The organism is Micromonospora sp. MGP-C2 (assembly GCF_057766525.1).
Map to the genome: position 1 here is coordinate 2,118,356 of NZ_JBYMEN010000002.1, position 18,456 is coordinate 2,136,811.

The window sequence follows — 18,456 nt, forward strand, 5'->3', positions numbered from 1 at the left end:
TCCTCATCGCACGGAGGGTGGCTCGGCCGCCGGCCGGAGTGGCCTCGGCGGGCGTACCTGCGCGGCTCTGCGGACCACCGCCGCGCCGCCGCGGGTCGACGTGGCGGGATCGCGGCGGCGTGCGGCATCGCCGGGGGTCGCATCGCCGGCGGGTGGCGTGGCCGGTCGCCGGTCGGGCGAGGGCTGGTCGTGCGGCGACCCGATGGTCGGGGCCGCCGTCGTCGGGTCCGGCGCTGCCGGGCGGGGGCGTAACGGCAGGTGCAGGGCAGCCGCGACAGCCGCGAAGGCGGCCCAACCGGCACCCAGCGCCAGGGCCGACGAGACGTCCTGAAGGTAGTGGTACGCGGTGAGGAAGCCGACCAGCGCGAGGCTGTTGCGGGCGAAGTGTCGACTGAACTCGCGCAACTGGTGGCGGGCCTCGACAGCGACAAGCACCCCCGAGTAGGGGAATGTCACCACCATGCCCCGCAGCACGGCACCGAGCAGCGCGGTGAGGATCGCCCCGACGAAGATCACCACCAGCTTGAGCAACGGCGGCAGCCCGTCCGGACGACCTCCGTTCGAGGTCTCCACGGCGGCGGCCGGGTCGTCAGCGACGGTGTTCAGGCGCGCGCGACGGCGCAGCAGCAGCATGGCCGCCAGCCAGAGCACGAGCGTGATGGCGAGCGCCACCTCGAACGGGATGACGACGGCCAACAGACCGGCGCTGAGCGCCACGTAGACAGCGATCCCCGCAGCGTCGGCGAGCAGGATCGGCCAGCGCAGCCGATGGTGGGTGACCGCCACCGTGACGAAGAAGAGGTTGAGCCCGAGCACGCCGAGCAACTGCGCGCCCTCCACCCGGTTGTTGTCGGTGCTGACCAGCACGAGCGTCATCGGCAACGGCAGGCTGTAGACCAGCGCTCGGAGCCGGACGGAGCGGATCACGCTGACCGCCCAGACGACGGCAGTCACCAGCAGGACCGCGCTCCACGTCATGACTCACCCGTCTCCGCCCCGGTGGGGCCGTCAGTCCTGGAAGGTCGCGGCATTCGCGCAGAGGTCGAACACGCGGGTGAGCCGGTTGACGTCCGTCCGGTTGACCGAGAACTGGTTCTCGCCGATCTCGCCGTGTGCGGTCATGTGGGCCTCCCAACAGCTCGACCCGTCCCAGAGTGCCAGATTGACGTGGAGCTGCGGACTGACCACACCGTAGGGCAGCAACCCCACCCGTGCTCCCGCCGCACGCTGCTTCTCCACCAGGGAGGACAGCTCGTCGCTCAGTCTGGCGTAGACGAAGATCCGGGTGATCTGGACGCCCCGTTGCAGGGCTTCGACGTTGGCGTCCCAGTAGCGCCGGCCGATCTCGCTGCGCCACCAGCTCAGCTCCCCGCTCGCCCGGGGCATCACGTTGGTGAGGGCGTCCAGCCGTCGTAGGCAGGTGCGGGTCGCGCCGATCAGGTCCTCGTCCTCGTCGCCGCGCCGGATGATCCGGCCCTCCGCGAGCTGCTCGGCCTCCAGCCGGAACTGCTCGTACCGCCGTTGCGCCTCCACCGCGACCCGGGTGCCCGCGTGCTGCTCGGCGGCGTCCCGCATGGCCCCGGCGAGTTCCGTGGTGGTGCGGACGAGCCAGGGCGGACCGTCCAGCAGGGTGCGCAGGTGAAACCGGCGCTCCGCGCGGGCCAGCGAGTCCACCAGAAGCGAGATGGTGATGCCCATCAGGCCGGCCAGCAACGACTCCACACCGGAGGCGGCGTTGCTGAGGTCGAGCGCGATGCTGAGGGTGATCGACAGCGTGATGCCGACCAACGCCACCGGGTCGGTGTGCGCCACCACACGGACGAAGCCGCCCTCGGAGGTGCCACCCCGCTCCCCTGACCGCCGACGGGCCACGTCACGGGCCATCGAAGTCCCCCAATCCGCTGCTGACGCCAGGGTAGCCACCAGCCACAACCGTCGGTACCGCCGCAGCGGGCCGGTAGCATCCGGCAGGTGCGGAGAGCGGACGAGGCACCGTCGACCGGCTCGGTCGTCGAGCGGATCACAGCCGAGGTTGGCGCCTGGGTCTGCTCCGCCCCGCTCCGCGGGCTGGTTGCCCGCTTCGGCGGCACCTGGCCCGAGGGTGATCTCACCGAGTTGCTCCGGTTCCTCGACGACTTCTCCGCCGAACACTGGGACTTCCGGGGTGGCCGGGAGAGGCCCGACGCCCGGGAGCCGGATCTCGATTCGGGCACCGTCGAGCTGGTGCACGCCGCCGCCGCCGCGCTCGGGCTCGTCCGACCCGTGCCACCAGCCCGGCCCGCGTACGCCCACCTGGTGGTGCTGGGCGGTCTGGCGCACGCCTGCCTGCGCCGCGTCGCGTACGCTGCGCGCCTGCTGGACGGTGGTCTGGGGGTGACCGGCGAAGTGGCGGTGCTGGGCAGCTTCCGACCGCTCTCCGACCGGGAACACCGAATGTTGGCCGAGGCGGGGGTGCCCGGCTGTGTGACCGAGGTGGACGCCCTGGACGCGGCGGTCCGGCTGGCGTTCGGGGTGAGCACCCCGGCAGTCGAGGACGGGGTCGACGCGGATCACCCGCACCATTCCTGGTCGTCGCGCACCTATCTCCCGGCGGGTCTGCCACCGGTGCGGGTGCTGGCCGCGCCCTCCAGCGAACCGCACCGACGGCGCGCCCACACCGCGGACACCCAGCGGTTCTGGGCCGGGCACGTCCAACTCGCCCCCGACGACGCGGTGCTGTTGGTGACCGCGCCGATCTACGTGCCGTTCCAGCACTGCGACGCGCTGCGCACCCTGGCCGTGCCGTACGGCTGCGGTATCGACACGGTCGGGGTGGACCCCGGTCTGGTCGACCTTGATCGGCTGCCGGAGCCGACGCTCAGCCCCGGCCGCTACCTTCAGGAGATCCGCTCGGCGATCCGCTCGATGCGCGCCCTGCACCAGGAGCTGACCGCCGGCTGACCGCCGTGGAGGGCCGGCGCACGGCGGGTCGCCGCGCACCGGCCCCGTGGACCGTGGTCAGTTCACGTAGACAGCGGCGTTGCCCTTGGTGCTGTCGCGCACCGGCGAGTAGGTCGCCGAGAAGTACGCGGTGCCGAAGCAGAGGGACGGACCGGAGAACTTGGTGAACGGCTGGTTGGTGAAGGTGATCGAGTTGGTCGTGTTGACCGCCGCGCCGGTGAGGCTGTTGGTGCTGGTCCGGTAGACGCAGGTGATCGTGCCGAGCAGCGAGTTCAGCACGACGGTGCTCTGGACCGGCGCCGCCGTGGTGCCGGTGATCTTGACGACGCCGGCGCTGGTGACGGAGGTGGCGTACGGCAGGTTGTTGAGAGCAATGCTCTGCACCCCGGTGGTGCCGAACACGTTGGTGGTGCAGCTGCCGAAGCTCTGGGCGGTGAGGCTCTCGGTGGCGGTGCCCGGGGCGGTCGGGTTGGTCAGCACCTTCGCGCTGAAGCTGGACGCGGCGCACCTGATCCCGGTGGTGCCGGAGGTGGAGTTGTAGAAGGTGGCGTTGGTGCCGGTCTTGAGGCTGGCCTGGATGACGTCGTTGACGGCGACGGCGGTGCCGCCGGCCGTGGGGTAGGTCAGCACGTTGCCGGCGAGCGCGGCCGACGGGTCGGCGGAGGCTGGCGTGGCGGCGACGAGACCGGTCAGCAGCGCGAGGGCCACGAGGCCCCCGCCGATTCTTCCGTACCTGAGCATGGTTTTTCCTTCCGCGGTGGGACGGGAATGAGCGGACCGCACGGGCGGTCACCGCCGGGCGGGGACGCCCGGGCGGGGATCGGGGCCGTCCGTAACGGACGGCGGTGGTGGAGGGTGCCGGGCGGCCGTCGGGACCGGCCGGCGGTGGTGGCGGAGGCCGGGCGGCGGTCAGGGCCGGCCGACGGTGGTGGAGGTGCCGCCGTTCAGGTGGCGGGCCAGCGTGGCGCACTGCGACGGAATCGCTTCACCTGCGCCTTTTCGGCCTTGGGAGGGCGCTCGTGTTCGGCGATAATGACAGCCATCGAGCCCTCCTTCGACGAGTCAGGGCGATCATCCGGGGAGATCACCATAGGTGACGGGACAACAACTGAGCGTGGAGAAAGTTATAAACCCCGGAGGGTCGTAAAGTCAACGCATCAAAGGCGGTCAATGAGTTGACCACGCAGAGCCACCCGCATCCGGCGCCGGTGCCCCTCCCGGGCGCGCGTCCCGGCCGCGACCCCGACCGCGCGATCAAGCGCGGCCCGCGCCGGGTCTCCGCCGAGGCAGTGGCCGCGACCCAGCGCGACCGCCTCTTCGACGGGCTCGTGCACGAGGTGGCGACGAAGGGCTACGACAACGCTCGGGTCAGCGACATCTGCCACGCCGCCGGGGTGACGCGGCCCGCCTTCTACGCTCTCTTCACCGGCAAGGAGGACGCCTTCCTCGCCGCGTACCGACACGGCATCGCCGTGGTGTCACAGCTGATGGACAGCGCCTACCACGAGGCGGGCCCGGCCTGGCCGGACGCCGCCCGCGGCGCACTGCGCACCCTGCTGGAGGTGCTGGCGAGCGTGCCCGCGTTCGCCCGGATGGCGCTCGTCGAGGTGGACGCCGCCGGCCCGGACGCCCGCCAGGAACGGGACGCGCTGCTCGGCAGCTTCCGCCGGTTCTTCGCCGACGCCGGCCCGGGACCGGCGGTCACCGGCGTGGACCGCGACGCGCTGGTGTCCACAGTGGTCGGCGGTGTCTACGCCACCATCCGCAGCCGCGTGGCTCAGGGTCGGGCGAATGAACTGCCGCAGTTGTTGCCGGTGCTCACCTACGCCTCCATCGCGCCGTTCCTTGGCACCGAAGGTGCGGCTCGGGCGACCCGGCCAATCCGCCCGGACGACGGCCCGAGCACGGCCGCGCCCTGCGTGCCGACCCTCCAGCCCTGATCACACGGTCGGAAACCGCAGCGGTTTTTCACTTTAGACGCATTTCACAGATACCGCGTAACCGGCTGCCGCTACACGCTGTTGACCCGCCCTTTACTCGGCGGTAACTTCGGCTCTGCGCCTCGATACGCAGCAACCCGGGTCGCAATTCCCATTGTCGCCAATGAATGATCTCTAAGGAGAGCCCCATGTCGGAGGAGACCGCACACATCGAACCTGGTCCGCCGCGCAGCGGTGTGCGCTGGCGCCGGTTCGCCGCCGCGTTCGGCACCGTCGCGGCGGGCGCCGCCGGCATGATCGTGCTCACCGCCCAGGGCGTGCTGGCCGCGCAGTTCGCCATCTCGGGCATGCCGTTCACCGTCACCGCCGACAAGCTCACCGGCACCGGGTTCGAGCAGTTCGCCACCCTCGACCAGATGATCCCGGACAGCCCCAACCAGGGCGACACCGGCGGGCAGGTCCTGGTGATGGTCTCGGCGATCGACAAGGCAGAGCTGACGAACCTCTGCCAGAGCATCAACCTGGGCGGCGTCTTCCTGAAGATCACTGCCGGCAACGGCGACAAGCCGGTCAGCGCCCGCACCCTGGTGGTCGACGGTGACGAGATCGCCGGCAACGCCTCCTTCAAGAACATCGACATCGGCCAGGATGCCAGCACCCTGGACAAAGTGCCCGGCGTGAAGGGCAACCCCGGCGTCTTCTCCCAGCAGGCGGACTCGATCGTCATCGAAAACCTGCGGCAGAACAACTACGCCACCACGGCCGCCGTCTTCAACCTGCCCAACCTGCGCATGGCGTTCACCCAAGACGGGTGCTGACGTGAGCGCAAAACGACACCAGGCTGCGCCGGCCGCCCGCGGATCCCGCGGGCGGTGGCGCCGCTGGCGGCGGGGCCGCCCCTTCACCGCCGCGGTGCTGATCGCCCTTGGCGGCGCGGAGATGCTGGTGACCCTGCGCGCGCCGCTCGGGGTGCTGCTGCACGTCGGGCCGCAAGGGCTCGCCGCGTACCTGGTGCCCGCCGTCCTGGTGCTCTGCGGGGTGCTGCTGATCGCCAACCCGCAGCAGAGGGTCTTCTACTCACTTGTCACGCTGGTGCTCGGGCTGGTCTCCTGGTTGACCTCGAACCTGGGCGGCTTCGTCATCGGGATGCTGCTGGCCCTGCTCGGCGGAGCGCTCGCATTCGCCTGGACCCCGGACAAGAATCGCCCGCCGGTCGTCGCGGCGGAGCCCGAGGCACCGGAGCCGAGGGAGCCCGACAACGACGCCGACACCGTGCTGCTGCCCGGCATGCAGACGCCGGACCCGACCCCGGCCGACCGGGGCTGACTCAGCGGGCGGTGTCGGCGACCGCCTGCGCGAAAACCTCGGAGCGGTGCTCGAAGTTGCGGAACCGGCCGTAGCTCGGCGCCGCCGGGGACAGCAGCACGACCCCGCCGGCCGGCGTCACCTCGCGGGACAGCCGGACCGCGTCCACCAGGTCGTCGACCAGTTCGGTACGCACCTTGGGCAGGCCGGCGAGCGCCTCGACGATGCGGGCGCCGCTGTCCGGGATGCCGATCACCGTCAGCTCCCGCTCGGCCAGGTGCTCGGCCAGCGGCGTGTAGTCCAGACCCCGGTCGGTGCCCCCGACGATCACCGTCAGTGGCCGTCCGTCGTACGCGTCGATCGCGTGCATCGCCGCGTACGGGCTGGTGGCAAGGGTGTCATCGACGAAGGTCAGCCCGGACGGGTCGGTGATCTCGGTGAGCCGGTGGGCCAGCCCCTGGAACTCGGCGACCGCGACGGCGAGGTGGTCCTTGCCGGCCACCACGTCCATGCCGAGCGCGTCGAGCACGGCGAGAGCGACGCACAGGTTGCCCTCGTTGTGCCGTCCGACCAGCGGCAGTACGGCGCGCGGGAACAGCGCCTGGTCCCCGAGATGGAACCAGGGCGTGCCGTCGAGGCCGGGGGCGACGTGGGTGGTGGCGGGGTGACCGGCCCGGACCGCCGGCAGCTCACCCAGCTCGGCGGCGAGCCGGGGATCGCCGCCGTTGACCACGATCGTCTGCGGGTTGTGGGCCAGCAGATTGAGCTTGTCGCGGTAGTACTCCCGCTCACCACCGTGCGCGTCCAGGTGCTCGGGGAAGAGCGCGGTGACCACCGCCACCCGGGGCGAGTCGGTGAGATCGCTGCACTGGTAGCTGGACAGCTCCAGCACGTACAGCTCCGCGTCCGGCAGGTCCAGCGTCGGCACCCCGATGTTGCCGCCGAAGACGTTCGGCCGGCCCATCGCGGTGAGCAGGTGGCTGATCAGGCTGGAGGTGGTGCTCTTGCCCTTGCTGCCGGTGACCCCGACGGTGCGCGCGGCGTGGTCGGCCATCCACAGCGCGGTGCCCTGGGTGACCATGACCCCGCGTCGGCGCAGCTCGACCAGCCACGGGTGGGTCTGGGGCACGCCCGGGGAGCGGACCACCACGTCCGCGGCGGCCAGCCGTTCAAAGCCCGCTTCACCGGTGACCAGCGGCGCCGCCTCGGCCAGGGGGCCGTCCCAGGGCAGCGACAGGAAGTTCGCGCTGTCGTCGACGGCGACCAGCTCGGCCGGGCCATGCGCCGCGATGGCGGTCACAGCGGCCCGGCCCTCCCGACCGGTGCCCCAGACGGCGACGGTACGTCCGCGCAGGTCAGACAGGCGCACAGGGCTCTCCTCGGGGGTCGCGGCGGCGGCAGGGCGGGCCCGGTCCGGACACGGCCGGACGAACCAGGGCCTAGTATGGCGTGTGCCCAACGAGCAGCTCCGGCGGATGGACGCCTTCACCTTTCCGTCCTACTCGATCGACTTCGCCACCGGCGAGGTGTTGTTCGACTACGCCCTGACCGGCCCGACCGGCGAGCAGCGATTCACCGAGGTGATCACTCTCCCGCTGCCGGCCGAGCCACCCTCGGACGAGACGGTGGCGACCCTCGGTCGGGTGCTGGAGGTGCTGCACCTCGTCGCCGGCGTCAGTTACTACAAGGCTGCCGCGCCGCCCCGACTCGTGCTGCCGGCGCCGCTGGGCGCGGCCACCGTCGACTACGTCACGGCCGTCTACACCAAGGGCCTCGCGGAGTACGCGTACCGCAACCAGCTGCCGCACGTGCTCCAGCTGCGCCCGGAGGTGCCGGCCGGCTCACCGGAGCCCCCGCGCGTGTACGACGACTCCGACCGTCGCCCCCTCTCGGCGGTGGGTGGCGGCAAGGACTCGATCGTCAGCCTGGAGGCGCTGCGCCGCGCCGAGCTGGACCCGGTGCCGTTCTCGGTCAACCCGAACCACGTGATCGTCGCGGTGAACGAGGCGTCCGGGTTGACCCCGCTGGCCGCCCGACGGCGGCTCGACCCGGTGCTCTTCGACCTGAACGCGGCCGGCGCGCTGAACGGACACATCCCGGTCACCGCCATCAACTCGCTGATCGCGGTCGCCACCGCGGTGCTGCACGGGCTGGGCCCGGTGGTGATGTCCAACGAGCGCTCGGCGTCCGACCCGAACCTGGTCTGGGACGGCCACGAGATCAACCACCAGTGGTCCAAGGGCGTCGAGGCGGAGGGGCTGCTGCGGGCGGCGCTGGCCGAGCACGCCGGCCTGACCGAACCGTACTTCTCGCTGCTGCGTTCACTGTCGGAGCTGCACATCGCCCGGCTGTTCGCCGAGATCACCCGGTACGACGACGTGGTGACCAGCTGCAACGCCGCGTTCAAGCTGCACGACGCGAGCGAGCGCTGGTGCCGTAACTGCCCGAAGTGCCGGTTTGTCTTCCTCGCCATGGCTCCGTTCATGTCCCGCGAGCGGGTCACCCACATCTTCGGCGGCGACCTGCTGGCCGACCCGGAGCAGATCCCCGGCTACCGCGAGTTGCTGGGCGTGGACGGGCACAAGCCGTTCGAGTGCGTGGGCGAGGTCGAGGAGTCGGTGGTGGCTCTCGGCCTGCTCGCCGAGCAGGACCAGTGGCGCGACGCCCCGGTGATCCGAGCCCTGGTCGACGCCGTCCCGGCGACCGCCTGGTCGGCGGTGGCCCACTCGGACGTCTTCACCCCCGGTGGCCCCAACCACATTCCCCCAACCTACGCAAAAACCCTGATCCCCCTCCCCTAACACCCACCCTCACCCCTCCGTGTGCCGGACCGGGCCGTCGATCATGAAGTTGTTGCCACCCCGTCCGGCGTGTCGGGGCAATAACTTCATGATCAACGCGGTGGGCGCGGGGCGCGGGGGCGATTTGGGGGGCGGGTTTTAGGGGGTTCGGACTGCTTCCAGGGCCAGTAGGGCCACGTGGAGGGACAGGCTGGCCTCCACCGAATCCAGGTCGACGTCGAGGATGCGGGCGATGCGGGCCAGGCGCTCGTAGAACGCCGGCCGGGACAGGTGGGCGGCGGCTGCCCCCGCGGTCTTGTTGCGGCCCTGCTCCAGGTACACGCGCAGGGTGTCGAGCAACTGGTCCCGCGGGTGGCGGGCGTCGTACTCCAGCAGGGCGCCCAGTTCACGTTCCACGAAGGTCTGCAACCGGGGCTCGTCGCGGAGCAGGTGCAGCAGCCCGGCCAGCCCGACGTGCGGCAGCCGGAAGATCGGCAGGTCCCGCCGGTCCTGCCGAGCCGCCTCGGCGATCTGCCGCGCCTCGACCAACGACCGTCGGGCCTCGCGCAGGCTCCCCACCCCCGACCCGGCGGCCACGATCACGGCACCCGGGCCAGCACCGCGGTGCACATCGACAGCGAACGGCGCAGCTGACGATTCGGTGCCGGCAGTCGACCGGGGCACGTCGCCACCGGAGGTCGCCCGGCTGGCGGCGGAGTCGAGGCGTACCCGACGGAGTGCGCCGGCGAACGCGGACAGCGCGCGGTCCTCGGCGGCCGGGTCGGTCAAAGCCAGCAGCACGCCCACCGAGTTGTCGTCGACCGCGCTGGTCAGCGCGGTCAGCTTCGCCTCCCGCAGTGCCTGGCCGACGGCCTCGGACAGGTCCCGCAGCCGGGCCTGACCCGCCTCCGGGCCGCTCTCCCCGACCGGGTCCTCGACCCGGTGTCGGACCATCACGCCGACCAGGTGCCGGCGGTCGAGCACCACACCGAGCGCCTTGGCCCGCAGCGCGACCTCGTCCACCGGCCGGGAGTGGTCGAGCAGCGCGGTGAGCAGGGTGCGGTGGATCTGCCGTTCCAGCCCTTCGGCGTCGCGGCGGATCAGCCGGCCCAGCGCGAGGGTGGACGCGGCCCGCTCGATCAGGATGGTGAGTCGGGTGGGTGGGCCGACGGCCGGCTCGCTGGACCGAGCACCGGGAACGTCGCCGCTGGCCGGCCAGCGCAGCAGCAGGCGACCCCAGTCCTGCCCCCGCGCGCCGACGGCCGTGACCAGCCAGCCGTTGTCCGGGTCGTACGCGGTGCGCCCGGTCGGCCGGATCCGCCGGGAATGCTGCTCCCAACTGTCCAGCAGCAGCTCGGCGCTCTCGCCCGCCGGGTCGTACCCGAGCACCTGCCGGGACAGGTTCTCCAGGACCACGGGGCAACCGGACAGCTCGGCGGCCTGCCGGATGACCTCGGCGGCGTCGGCGCCCTCGACGGACAGGTCGTTGAAGCGCTGGTGGATCTCCTCGGTGGCGCGCAACTCGGTGAGCTGCGCGTCGACGATCAGCGCGTGCACCGCCTCGGTGATCCGCACGAACGGGGTGGCCCGGCGCAGCTCCACCAGGGGCAGCCCGCGCCGCTCGGCGGCGGCGACCATCACCCGGGGAACCCCGCTGACGTAGCGGCGGCCCAGCTCGACGACGAGCCCGGAGACTCCGACGTCGGCGAGGTCGCCGATGAACGCGCGCAGCCCCGCGTCGTCCCCGGGCAGGCCGATGCCGGTGGTGAGCACCAGCTCACCACCACCGAGCAGGGTGGCGATGTCCGGCACCTCGGCGACGTGCACCCAGCGGACTGGTCGGTCCAGCCCCGCGTCTCCGGCCACCACGCGCGGCGCGAAGTGGCGGACGGGGTCCAGGGCCAGGACCTCACGGACGGTAGGGAACACGGCCGACACGCTACCGTCCGTGACGCCGGATCTCGACTCGCCGCAGCCGAGGCCGGTCCGCGGCTCAGCCGCTGAAGCCGGTCAGCGGCTCAGTCGACGCCGAACTCCATCGCGGCGCGGTCGAGCGCCTCGTCCTCGGGGGAGGCGACGCCCCGGGAGGCGATGGCTTCCGCGCCGCCCTCCGGCATGGCACCGATCAGCCCGGTGGAGGCTGCCTGCGCGGCGCCGATCATCCGCTGCGGGGCCCCACCACCGACCATACCGAGGGAGGCGTACTGCTCCAGCTTCGCCCGCGAGTCGGCGATGTCCAGGTTGCGCATGGTGAGCTGGCCGATCCGGTCCGACGGGCCGAACGCCGAGTCCTCGGTACGCTCCATCGACAGCTTGTCCGGGTGGTAGCTGAACGCGGGGCCGGTGGTGTCCAGGATCGAGTAGTCCTCGCCCCGGCGCAGCCGCAACGTCACCTCGCCGGTGACCGCCGTGCCGACCCAGCGCTGCAACGACTCGCGCAGCATCAGCGCCTGCGGGTCCAGCCAGCGGCCCTCGTACATCAGTCGGCCGAGGCGGCGGCCCTCGTTGTGGTAGTTCGCCAGGGTGTCCTCGTTGTGGATGGCGTTGACCAGCCGCTCGTACGCGGCGAAGAGCAGCGCCATGCCGGGTGCCTCGTAGATGCCCCGGCTCTTGGCCTCGATGATCCGGTTCTCGATCTGGTCGGACATGCCCAGGCCGTGCCGGCCGCCGATGGCGTTGGCCTCCAGCACCAGGTCGACGGGGCTGCCGAACTCCTTGCCGTTGATCGTCACCGGGCGGCCCTGGTCGAAGCCGATGGTGACGTCCTCGGTCGGGATCTCCACCGACGGGTCCCAGAACCGGACGCCCATGATCGGGTTGACCGTCTCGATGCCGGTGTCGAGGTGTTCGAGGGTCTTCGCCTCGTGCGTGGCGCCCCAGATGTTGGCGTCGGTGGAGTATGCCTTCTCGGTGCTGTCCCGGTACGGCAGGTCGCGTTCGAGCAGCCACTCCGACATCTCCTTACGCCCACCCAACTCGGTGACGAAGGCGGTGTCGAGCCACGGCTTGTAGATGCGCAGCTGCGGGTTGGCCAACAGGCCGTACCGGTAGAAGCGCTCGATGTCGTTGCCCTTGAACGTCGAGCCGTCGCCCCAGATCTGGACGTCGTCGGAAATCATCGCCCGCACCAGCAGGGTCCCGGTCACGGCCCGGCCGAGCGGCGTGGTGTTGAAGTACGCCCGCCCGCCCGAGCGGATGTGGAAGGCGCCGCAGGTCAGCGCGGCCAGGCCCTCCTCGACCAGGGCGGCGCGGCAGTCGACGAGTCGGGCGACCTCGGCGCCGTAGCTGAGCGCACGACCGGGCACCGAACCGATGTCGGGCTCGTCGTACTGGCCGATGTCGGCGGTGTAGGCGCAGGGGATCGCGCCCTTGTCGCGCATCCACGCGACCGCGACCGAGGTGTCGAGGCCGCCGGAGAAGGCGATGCCGACACGTTCGCCGGTGGGCAGGGAGGTGAGAACCTTGGACACAGGGAAGATTATGCGTCAAGACGCATGGCCATGCAAATAGAAGCGAGTTACGCGCCGCCGAAAGGTGGGTCGTCGCGGCCCAACTCCCAGAACGCCACCGCTGCGGCGGCTGCCACGTTGAGCGAGTCCACCCCGCGCCGCATCGGGATGACCACCCGTACGTCGCTGGCCGACTGGGCCGCCGCGGTGAGGCCGGGACCCTCCGCTCCGAGCAGCAGCGCCGCCCGCTCCCGCTGCGCCGGGGTCAACCGCTGGATGGGTACGGCGTCCGGGGCCGGCGTCATGGCGAGCACCGTGAAGCCCGCGTCCCGCACCTGATCCAGGCCCGTGGGCCAGGGATCAAGCTTCGCGTACGGCATCGCGAACACCTCGCCCATGCTGACCCGCACGCTGCGCCGGTAGAGCGGATCGGCGCAGGACGGCGACAGCAGCACCGCGTCGATGCCGAGCGCGGCGGCTCCCCGGAAGATCGCCCCGAGGTTGGTGTGGTTATTGACGTCCTCCAGGATCAGGACCCGGCGCGCGGCGACGAGCACCTCGGCCGCAGTTGGCAGCGGCCGGCGGTGGAACGACGCCAGCACCCCCCGGTGTACGTGGAACCCGGTGGCCTGTTGCAGCACGTCCTGCGTCGCGGCGTACACCGGCGCGTCGCCGGTGTCCAGGTCGGCGAGTTGGTCGACCCGCTTGGCGTCGACCAGGTACGACCGAGCCGGGTAGCCCGCGCGCAGCGCCCGGCGCAGCACCAGCTCCCCCTCGGCGATGAACAGGCCGTGCGGCGGCTCCCAGCGGGTGCGCAGTTCGACGTCGGTGAGCGCGCGGTAGTCGGCGATCCGGTCGTCGTCGGGGTCGGTGATCTGGTGGACGGGCACCCGACGATTCTGCCGGACGGCCAGCCCCGCCCTCCGACGCCCGCCCGGCGGGGTGGTTTGTCCCTGGAAGAAGAGAAATGACCGGCGGAGTATCGGACCGGACGGGAAGGATCAGCCAGGTGAGCGCAGACCACACCGCCCCGGGCGAGGCCGGTGCCCTGCCCCGGCGCCCGACAGTCGCGGACCACATCGTGTCCCGGCTGGCCAGCTGGGGTGTGCACCGCTACTTCGGCTATCCCGGTGACGGCATCAACGGCATGACCTCCGCGCTGCAACGCACCAACGAGCGGGCCCAGTTCATCCAGGTACGGCACGAGGAGACCGCCGGTTTCGCCGCCTCCGCCCACGTCAAGTACGGCGGCGGACCGCTGGGGTGCGCCCTCGTCACCAGCGGGCCGGGCGCCATCCACCTGCTCAACGGCCTGTACGACGCCAAGCTCGATCACCAACCGGTGGTCGCCCTGGTCGGGCACACCGCGACCACCGCCGAGGGCGGCGGCTACTACCAGGAGGTCGACCTGCTCGCCCTCTACAAGGACGTGGCGGCGGCGTTCCTGGCCCAGCTCGACCACCCCGCGCAGGTGCGCCACCTTGTCGACAGGGCATGTCGTACGGCGTTGGCCCGGCGTACCGTCACCGCCCTGATCCTCCCCCTGGATCTCCAGGACGAGCCGGCCGTCCCGGACCCGCCGCACGCGCACGGCTACTACCAGACCAGCAACGCGCCGAGCAGCACGCCGACCGTGCCTCCGACGGCGGACGTGCGCCGGGCGGCCGAGGTGCTGCGTGGCGGGCAGCGGGTGGCCATGCTGGTCGGACAGGGCGCTCTGGGCGCGCGCGACGAGGTCCGCGAGATCGCCAACCGACTCGGGGCCGGTGTGGCCACGGCACTGCTCGGCTTCACCGCCGTCGACCACCGCGAGTCGTGGGTGACCGGCGCGATCGGGCTGCTCGGCACCCGACCGAGCTGGCAGTTGATGACCGGCTGCGACCGGCTGCTGATCGTGGGCAGCAACATGCCGTACTCGGAGTTCTACCCGCCGCCCGGGCAGGCCCGCGCGGTGCAGATCGACCTGGACGGCACCCAGCTCGGGTTGCGGTACCCGACCGAGGTGAACCTGACCGGCGACGCCCGCCCCACAGTGCGGGCCCTGCTGGACGAGCTGGGCCCCGGCCCCGGGCCGACCGCCTGGCGGGCGGAGATTGCCGACAACACCTCGGCGTGGCGGCGGGTGCAACGCGACCTGGCCGAGCAGACCGCCGACCCGGTCAACCCGCAGTTGCTCTTCCACACCCTCAATGAACGCCTGCCCGACGACGTGATGCTCGCCGTCGACTGCGGCACCACCACCGCCTGGTACGCCCGGCACATCCAGGTCCGCCCCGGGATGCTGGCCAGCCTGTCCGGAACGCTGCTGTCCATGGGCGGCGCCATGCCGTACTCGCTGAGTGCCAAGTTCGCCCACCCGGACCGGCCGCTCGTCGCGCTGATCGGCGACGGCGCCATGCAGATGAACGGCGTCAACGAGCTGATCACCGTGGCCAAGTACTGGCGGAGCTGGGCCGACCCACGGTTCGTGGTGCTGGTGCTCAACAACCGGGACCTGGCGTTCGTCAGCTGGGAACAGCGCTCCAGCGAGGGGACGCCGATGTTCCCGGACAGTCAGCAGTTGCCGGACATCGCCTACCACCAGTGGGCGGAGGTGCTCGGGCTGCGCGGCGAGCTGATCGACTCGCCGGAGCAGATCCCCGGCGTCTGGGACCGGGCGCTGTCCGCCGACCGGCCGGTGGTCATCAACGCCCTGGTCGACCCGGCCGAGCTGATGCTCCCGCCGCACTTCACCGCCGAGCAGGCCCGCAAGACCGCGGCGGCGGTGCTGCGCGGCGACACCGACTGGGCCGGGATCGTCCGACGCGGCCTACCGGCCACCCTCGCCAGCTACCGCCCCCGCCGCCGCAAGGGCTGAGAGCATCAGCCGCGACGATCGAGCCAGCGTTGCAGGGCCGAGCGGGGGTCCTGGGTCGGCTGCTGCTGACGCTCCGGGACCACGGGGCGCTGCACGGGGCGGCGCGCGTCGCCGGCCAGCTCGCGGCTGGGTGCGGCGAACGCCTTCTCCGGCTGACCCTTCACGGCGGTGGCGATGACCCGGGCGACCGCGTCGATCACCTTGCTCTGCACCGCAGAGCCCACCGAGTCGGCCGGATCGTCCGGGTTGGCAGCGATGCCGGCCACCGCAACCTGCGGGGTGAAACCGACGAAGGTCTCGGTCGAGTTCTGCTCCGAGCTGCCCGTCTTACCGGCCACCGGCCGGCCGTCGAGGATGTCGTTCACACCGGTCGCGGTGCCGCCGTTGCACTGCCCGAACGCCGACTGCTGACCCACCGGGCAGCGAGCGGCATCGGTCGCGGCACGCGCGACGTCGACGTCGAGGACCCGCTTGCAGGACGGCTGACCGACCGGCACCTTCGCACCGTCCGCGTCGGTCACCGAGACCACCGGCACCGGTGTGCAGTAGGTGCCCTCGGCGGCCACCGTGGCGTACGCGTTGGCCAGGTCAAGCGGGGTGGTGGCGGCGACGCCGAGGGTGAACGACCCCCAGTTCGCGGCGTTGTCCTTGGCGAAGGCGGCGTCCGTGTCGGCGCGGAAGGTGATGCCGAGGCGCTGCGCCATCTCGACCACCTTGTCCTGGCCGACCTGCTCGGCCAACCACACGAAGTAGGTGTTCACCGAGCGGCCGAAGCCGTCCCACATCATCCGGTACCCGTCCATCCAGTCCGGGTTGGCGTTCGCCGGGCACCAGCGGCCCTCACAGCTGCCCGGCCCCTCGGCCGCGTACCGGGTGGGCAGCTTGGCGGGCGCATCGAAGCCGGTGGAGAGGGTACGGCCCGACTCCAGCGCGGCGAGCATGGTGAACAGCTTGAACGTCGAGCCCGCCTGGTACCCGTCGACGCTGGCCCCGCCGGAGATCAACGGGTTGACGGTGTTCGGGTGGTTCGCCTGCCCGGCCGGGTTGTCGGCCAGGCTGTAGTGCCGGTTGACCGCCATGGCCAGCACCTGCCCGGTGCCCGGCTGGACCGCCGCGATCGGCAGGGCGCGCTTGTTGTCGTATCCGTAGACCTTGGTGGCCTGCTGCTGCGCGGTGGCCTGGATCTTCGGGTCCAGCGAGGTGACCACGGTGTAGCCCCCCGACCGCAGGGCCTGCTCGCGCTCGGCGACGGTGGCGCCGAACGCCGGCTGGGTCAGCCACCACTGCCGCAGGTAGTCGCAGAAGTAGCCCCAGTCGTCGTGGCCCTGGGAGACCGCCGTGCAGCCGTTGGGCTGGGCGGTGGGGTGCAGGGTCAGCGGCTCGGCCTTGGCCTGGGTGGCCTGCGCGGCGGTGATCGCGTTAGTGGCGACCATCGAGTCCAGCACGTACGACCGGCGGGCCAGCGCCGCGTCCTTGTCGCCGCTGATCGGGCTGTACGCGTCCGGGGACTGCACCAGGCCGGCGAGCAGGGCCGACTCGGCGAGGGTCAACCGCGCCGGCGGTTTGCCGAAGTAACGCTGGCTGGCCGCCGCGATCCCGTACGCGCCGGAGCCGAAGTAGGCGATGTTCAGGTACCGGTCGAGGATCTCGTCCTTGCCGAGGCTCTTGTCCAGCGCACTCGCGTACCGGATCTCCTGGATCTTGCGCCCGAAGGTGGGGTCGGTGGCGGCGGCGCGCTCCTCGGCGGTGCGGGTGGGGTCGGTCTTGAGGACGTTACGGACGTACTGCATGGTCAGCGTCGAGCCGCCCTGCTCGGTGCCGCCGCCCTTGACGTTGGCCACCAGTGCCCGGGCGAGGCCGCGCAGGTCCGCGCCGCCGTGGTCGTAGAAGCGCCGGTCCTCGGCCGCCACGATCGCCTGCCGCATCACCGGGGCGATCTCCGACAACGGCACGTCGGTGCGGTTCACGTCGTAGAACGTGGTGATCAGCGTCTTGCCGTCGTTGGCGTACAGGTACGAGCGCTGCGGCGTGGCGGGGGTCTTCAGCGAGGCGGGCAACGCGGCGTACGACCCGAGCGCGGCGCGGGCGCCGAGCCCGAGCAGCAGGTTGCCGGGCAGCGCGGCGACTGCCAGGACAAGCCCGGCCAACACGCCAGCGAGCAGCACGGTGAACAGCCGCGACAGCGGCGAGCGGGGGGCGGCCATGCTCCCCAGGATTGCCACGAAAGCCGCTAACCGACCACCCCCACCCCGCGATTGTCACCAACTTCACGGCCCCCAACCAGCCAACCCCCAACCCTCTGCCCGGTGATCAAGAGGTTTGCGTCAGCCGAGGCACCATTTCTGACGCAAACCTCTTGATCACCGGAGCTGGGCGAGGGCCGAGGGCCCGGTGGGTGCGTTAGGGGTTTGGAGTGCTCAGGCTGGCGCTGGCGGCATCTCTCGCGGTTTCACGGGGCATCAGGCGGCCGGAGCGGTAGCCGATGCCGATGCCGGCGATCAGCACGAAGATCGCGCCGAACGTCTGCAGGGAACCGATCAGGGCGCCACCGAGGCCGAGCAGCGGCGCAGCGATGATCAACATGACGCCGTCGCCGAGGCTGAAGCTGCCCGAGCGGGCCACCGCCCATCCGGTGAGGAACCAGCCGACGCTGTAGAACGTCGCGCCGAGCAGGACCAGCGACCGCGCGGTGGTGCCGAAGACCGGCGTCTGCTCGGCGAGCCCGGCGAACGGCAGCATCAGCACGGTGCCGGCGATGCTGACCAGCAGCCCGGCGGCGGCCACCCGGCGGCTGCGGGTCGCGGCCAGCAGACCGGTGAGGGCCAGCAGCGCGAGCAGGCCGAGCCAGACCGCGGCCACCCAACCGATCAGGTACACCGCCTGGCCGTCGGCCGGATAGGGGTCGTTGCCCACCCCTCCGTCACTGGCCATCGCCACCGCGCCGTAGAGGATGGCGTACGCGGGCAGCAGCCACACCGCGGCCCGCGCGAACCGACGTATCGACCAGGCCCAGGTGGCGTTCGTGGCCGGGGCGCCCGGGCTGGGCTCGCCCACGAACGGCAGTACGCCGAACCCGCCTCCGCTGCGCCGGGAGCCCAGCGGCGCGACCGGGTCGTGCGCGCCGGGCACCGGGGCCGAGGACCACATCCGATTCGCCGGATCCTTCATGCGTCACCTCGCTCGTC

Annotated in this window: 15 protein-coding genes; 6 read left to right on the plus strand and 9 right to left on the minus strand. The window is 71.6% G+C overall.

The features are described 5' to 3' along the window. Positions 1-3: 3 nt before the first annotated feature. Both AC3CF1_RS09240 and AC3CF1_RS09245 read right to left on the minus strand, forming a co-directional pair. On the minus strand, positions 4-978 hold the full coding sequence (locus tag AC3CF1_RS09240) for a hypothetical protein (protein WP_488450104.1): 975 nt from the start codon (positions 976-978) through the stop codon (positions 4-6). A 30-nt stretch (positions 979-1,008) separates the two neighbouring features. Further along, a complete protein-coding gene (locus tag AC3CF1_RS09245; RefSeq protein ID WP_488450105.1) occupies positions 1,009-1,884 on the minus strand; it encodes a hypothetical protein in 876 nt (291 codons plus the stop codon). Between the two features lie 87 nt (positions 1,885-1,971). Here AC3CF1_RS09245 and AC3CF1_RS09250 point away from each other — a divergent pair, with 87 nt between their 5' ends. Further along, positions 1,972-2,940, plus strand: coding sequence for a hypothetical protein (locus AC3CF1_RS09250; protein ID WP_488450106.1), 969 nt, complete (start codon positions 1,972-1,974; stop codon positions 2,938-2,940). Positions 2,941-2,997: 57 nt separating this feature from the next. On the opposite strand, the gene AC3CF1_RS09255 is transcribed toward AC3CF1_RS09250, so the two are convergent. Next, positions 2,998-3,681: a Tat pathway signal sequence domain protein gene (locus AC3CF1_RS09255; protein ID WP_210794315.1), complete on the minus strand. Its 684-nt coding sequence runs from the start codon at positions 3,679-3,681 to the stop codon at positions 2,998-3,000. 434 nt (positions 3,682-4,115) lie between these two features. Between AC3CF1_RS09255 and AC3CF1_RS09260 the strand changes: the two genes are divergently transcribed. The 3 genes from AC3CF1_RS09260 to AC3CF1_RS09270 all read left to right on the plus strand — a co-directional run bounded on the left by AC3CF1_RS09260 (position 4,116) and on the right by AC3CF1_RS09270 (position 6,206). Continuing rightward, on the plus strand, positions 4,116-4,880 hold the full coding sequence (locus tag AC3CF1_RS09260; RefSeq protein WP_488450107.1) for a TetR/AcrR family transcriptional regulator: 765 nt from the start codon (positions 4,116-4,118) through the stop codon (positions 4,878-4,880). 188 nt (positions 4,881-5,068) lie between these two features. Further along, on the plus strand, positions 5,069-5,698 hold the full coding sequence (locus AC3CF1_RS09265; protein WP_141910373.1) for a DUF6230 family protein: 630 nt from the start codon (positions 5,069-5,071) through the stop codon (positions 5,696-5,698). A 1-nt stretch (position 5,699) separates the two neighbouring features. Beyond that, on the plus strand, positions 5,700-6,206 hold the full coding sequence (locus AC3CF1_RS09270) for a DUF6114 domain-containing protein (protein WP_488450108.1): 507 nt from the start codon (positions 5,700-5,702) through the stop codon (positions 6,204-6,206). A gap of 1 nt (position 6,207) precedes the next feature. Here the strand turns inward: AC3CF1_RS09270 and murD are convergent, their stop codons facing one another. After that, a complete protein-coding gene (gene murD, locus AC3CF1_RS09275) occupies positions 6,208-7,554 on the minus strand; it encodes a UDP-N-acetylmuramoyl-L-alanine--D-glutamate ligase (protein WP_488450109.1) in 1,347 nt (448 codons plus the stop codon). An 82-nt stretch (positions 7,555-7,636) separates the two neighbouring features. Here murD and AC3CF1_RS09280 point away from each other — a divergent pair, with 82 nt between their 5' ends. Beyond that, complete coding sequence (locus AC3CF1_RS09280; RefSeq protein ID WP_354983793.1) at positions 7,637-8,986, plus strand: MurL-like N-terminal domain-containing; 1,350 nt, start codon at positions 7,637-7,639, stop codon at positions 8,984-8,986. Positions 8,987-9,124: 138 nt separating this feature from the next. Here AC3CF1_RS09280 and AC3CF1_RS09285 read toward each other — a convergent pair whose 3' ends face one another. The 3 genes from AC3CF1_RS09285 to AC3CF1_RS09295 all read right to left on the minus strand — a co-directional run bounded on the left by AC3CF1_RS09285 (position 9,125) and on the right by AC3CF1_RS09295 (position 13,328). Continuing rightward, positions 9,125-10,894 carry a PucR family transcriptional regulator gene (locus tag AC3CF1_RS09285; protein ID WP_488450110.1) on the minus strand — a complete coding sequence of 590 codons (1,770 nt, stop codon included), beginning with the start codon at positions 10,892-10,894 and terminating at the stop codon, positions 9,125-9,127. A gap of 89 nt (positions 10,895-10,983) precedes the next feature. Further along, positions 10,984-12,435, minus strand: a complete 1,452-nt coding sequence (gene argG, locus AC3CF1_RS09290; RefSeq protein ID WP_088949165.1) for an argininosuccinate synthase — start codon at positions 12,433-12,435, stop codon at positions 10,984-10,986. Between the two features lie 47 nt (positions 12,436-12,482). Continuing rightward, positions 12,483-13,328 carry a TrmH family RNA methyltransferase gene (locus AC3CF1_RS09295; RefSeq protein WP_488452057.1) on the minus strand — a complete coding sequence of 282 codons (846 nt, stop codon included), beginning with the start codon at positions 13,326-13,328 and terminating at the stop codon, positions 12,483-12,485. A 95-nt stretch (positions 13,329-13,423) separates the two neighbouring features. On the opposite strand from AC3CF1_RS09295, the gene AC3CF1_RS09300 reads away from it, so the two are divergent. Further along, complete coding sequence (locus AC3CF1_RS09300; RefSeq protein WP_354983797.1) at positions 13,424-15,271, plus strand: thiamine pyrophosphate-requiring protein; 1,848 nt, start codon at positions 13,424-13,426, stop codon at positions 15,269-15,271. Positions 15,272-15,276: 5 nt separating this feature from the next. Here AC3CF1_RS09300 and AC3CF1_RS09305 read toward each other — a convergent pair whose 3' ends face one another. Further along, on the minus strand, positions 15,277-17,475 hold the full coding sequence (locus tag AC3CF1_RS09305; protein WP_354983798.1) for a transglycosylase domain-containing protein: 2,199 nt from the start codon (positions 17,473-17,475) through the stop codon (positions 15,277-15,279). Between the two features lie 196 nt (positions 17,476-17,671). Next, positions 17,672-18,439 carry a hypothetical protein gene (locus AC3CF1_RS09310; protein ID WP_488450111.1) on the minus strand — a complete coding sequence of 256 codons (768 nt, stop codon included), beginning with the start codon at positions 18,437-18,439 and terminating at the stop codon, positions 17,672-17,674. Positions 18,440-18,456: the final 17 nt, after the last annotated feature.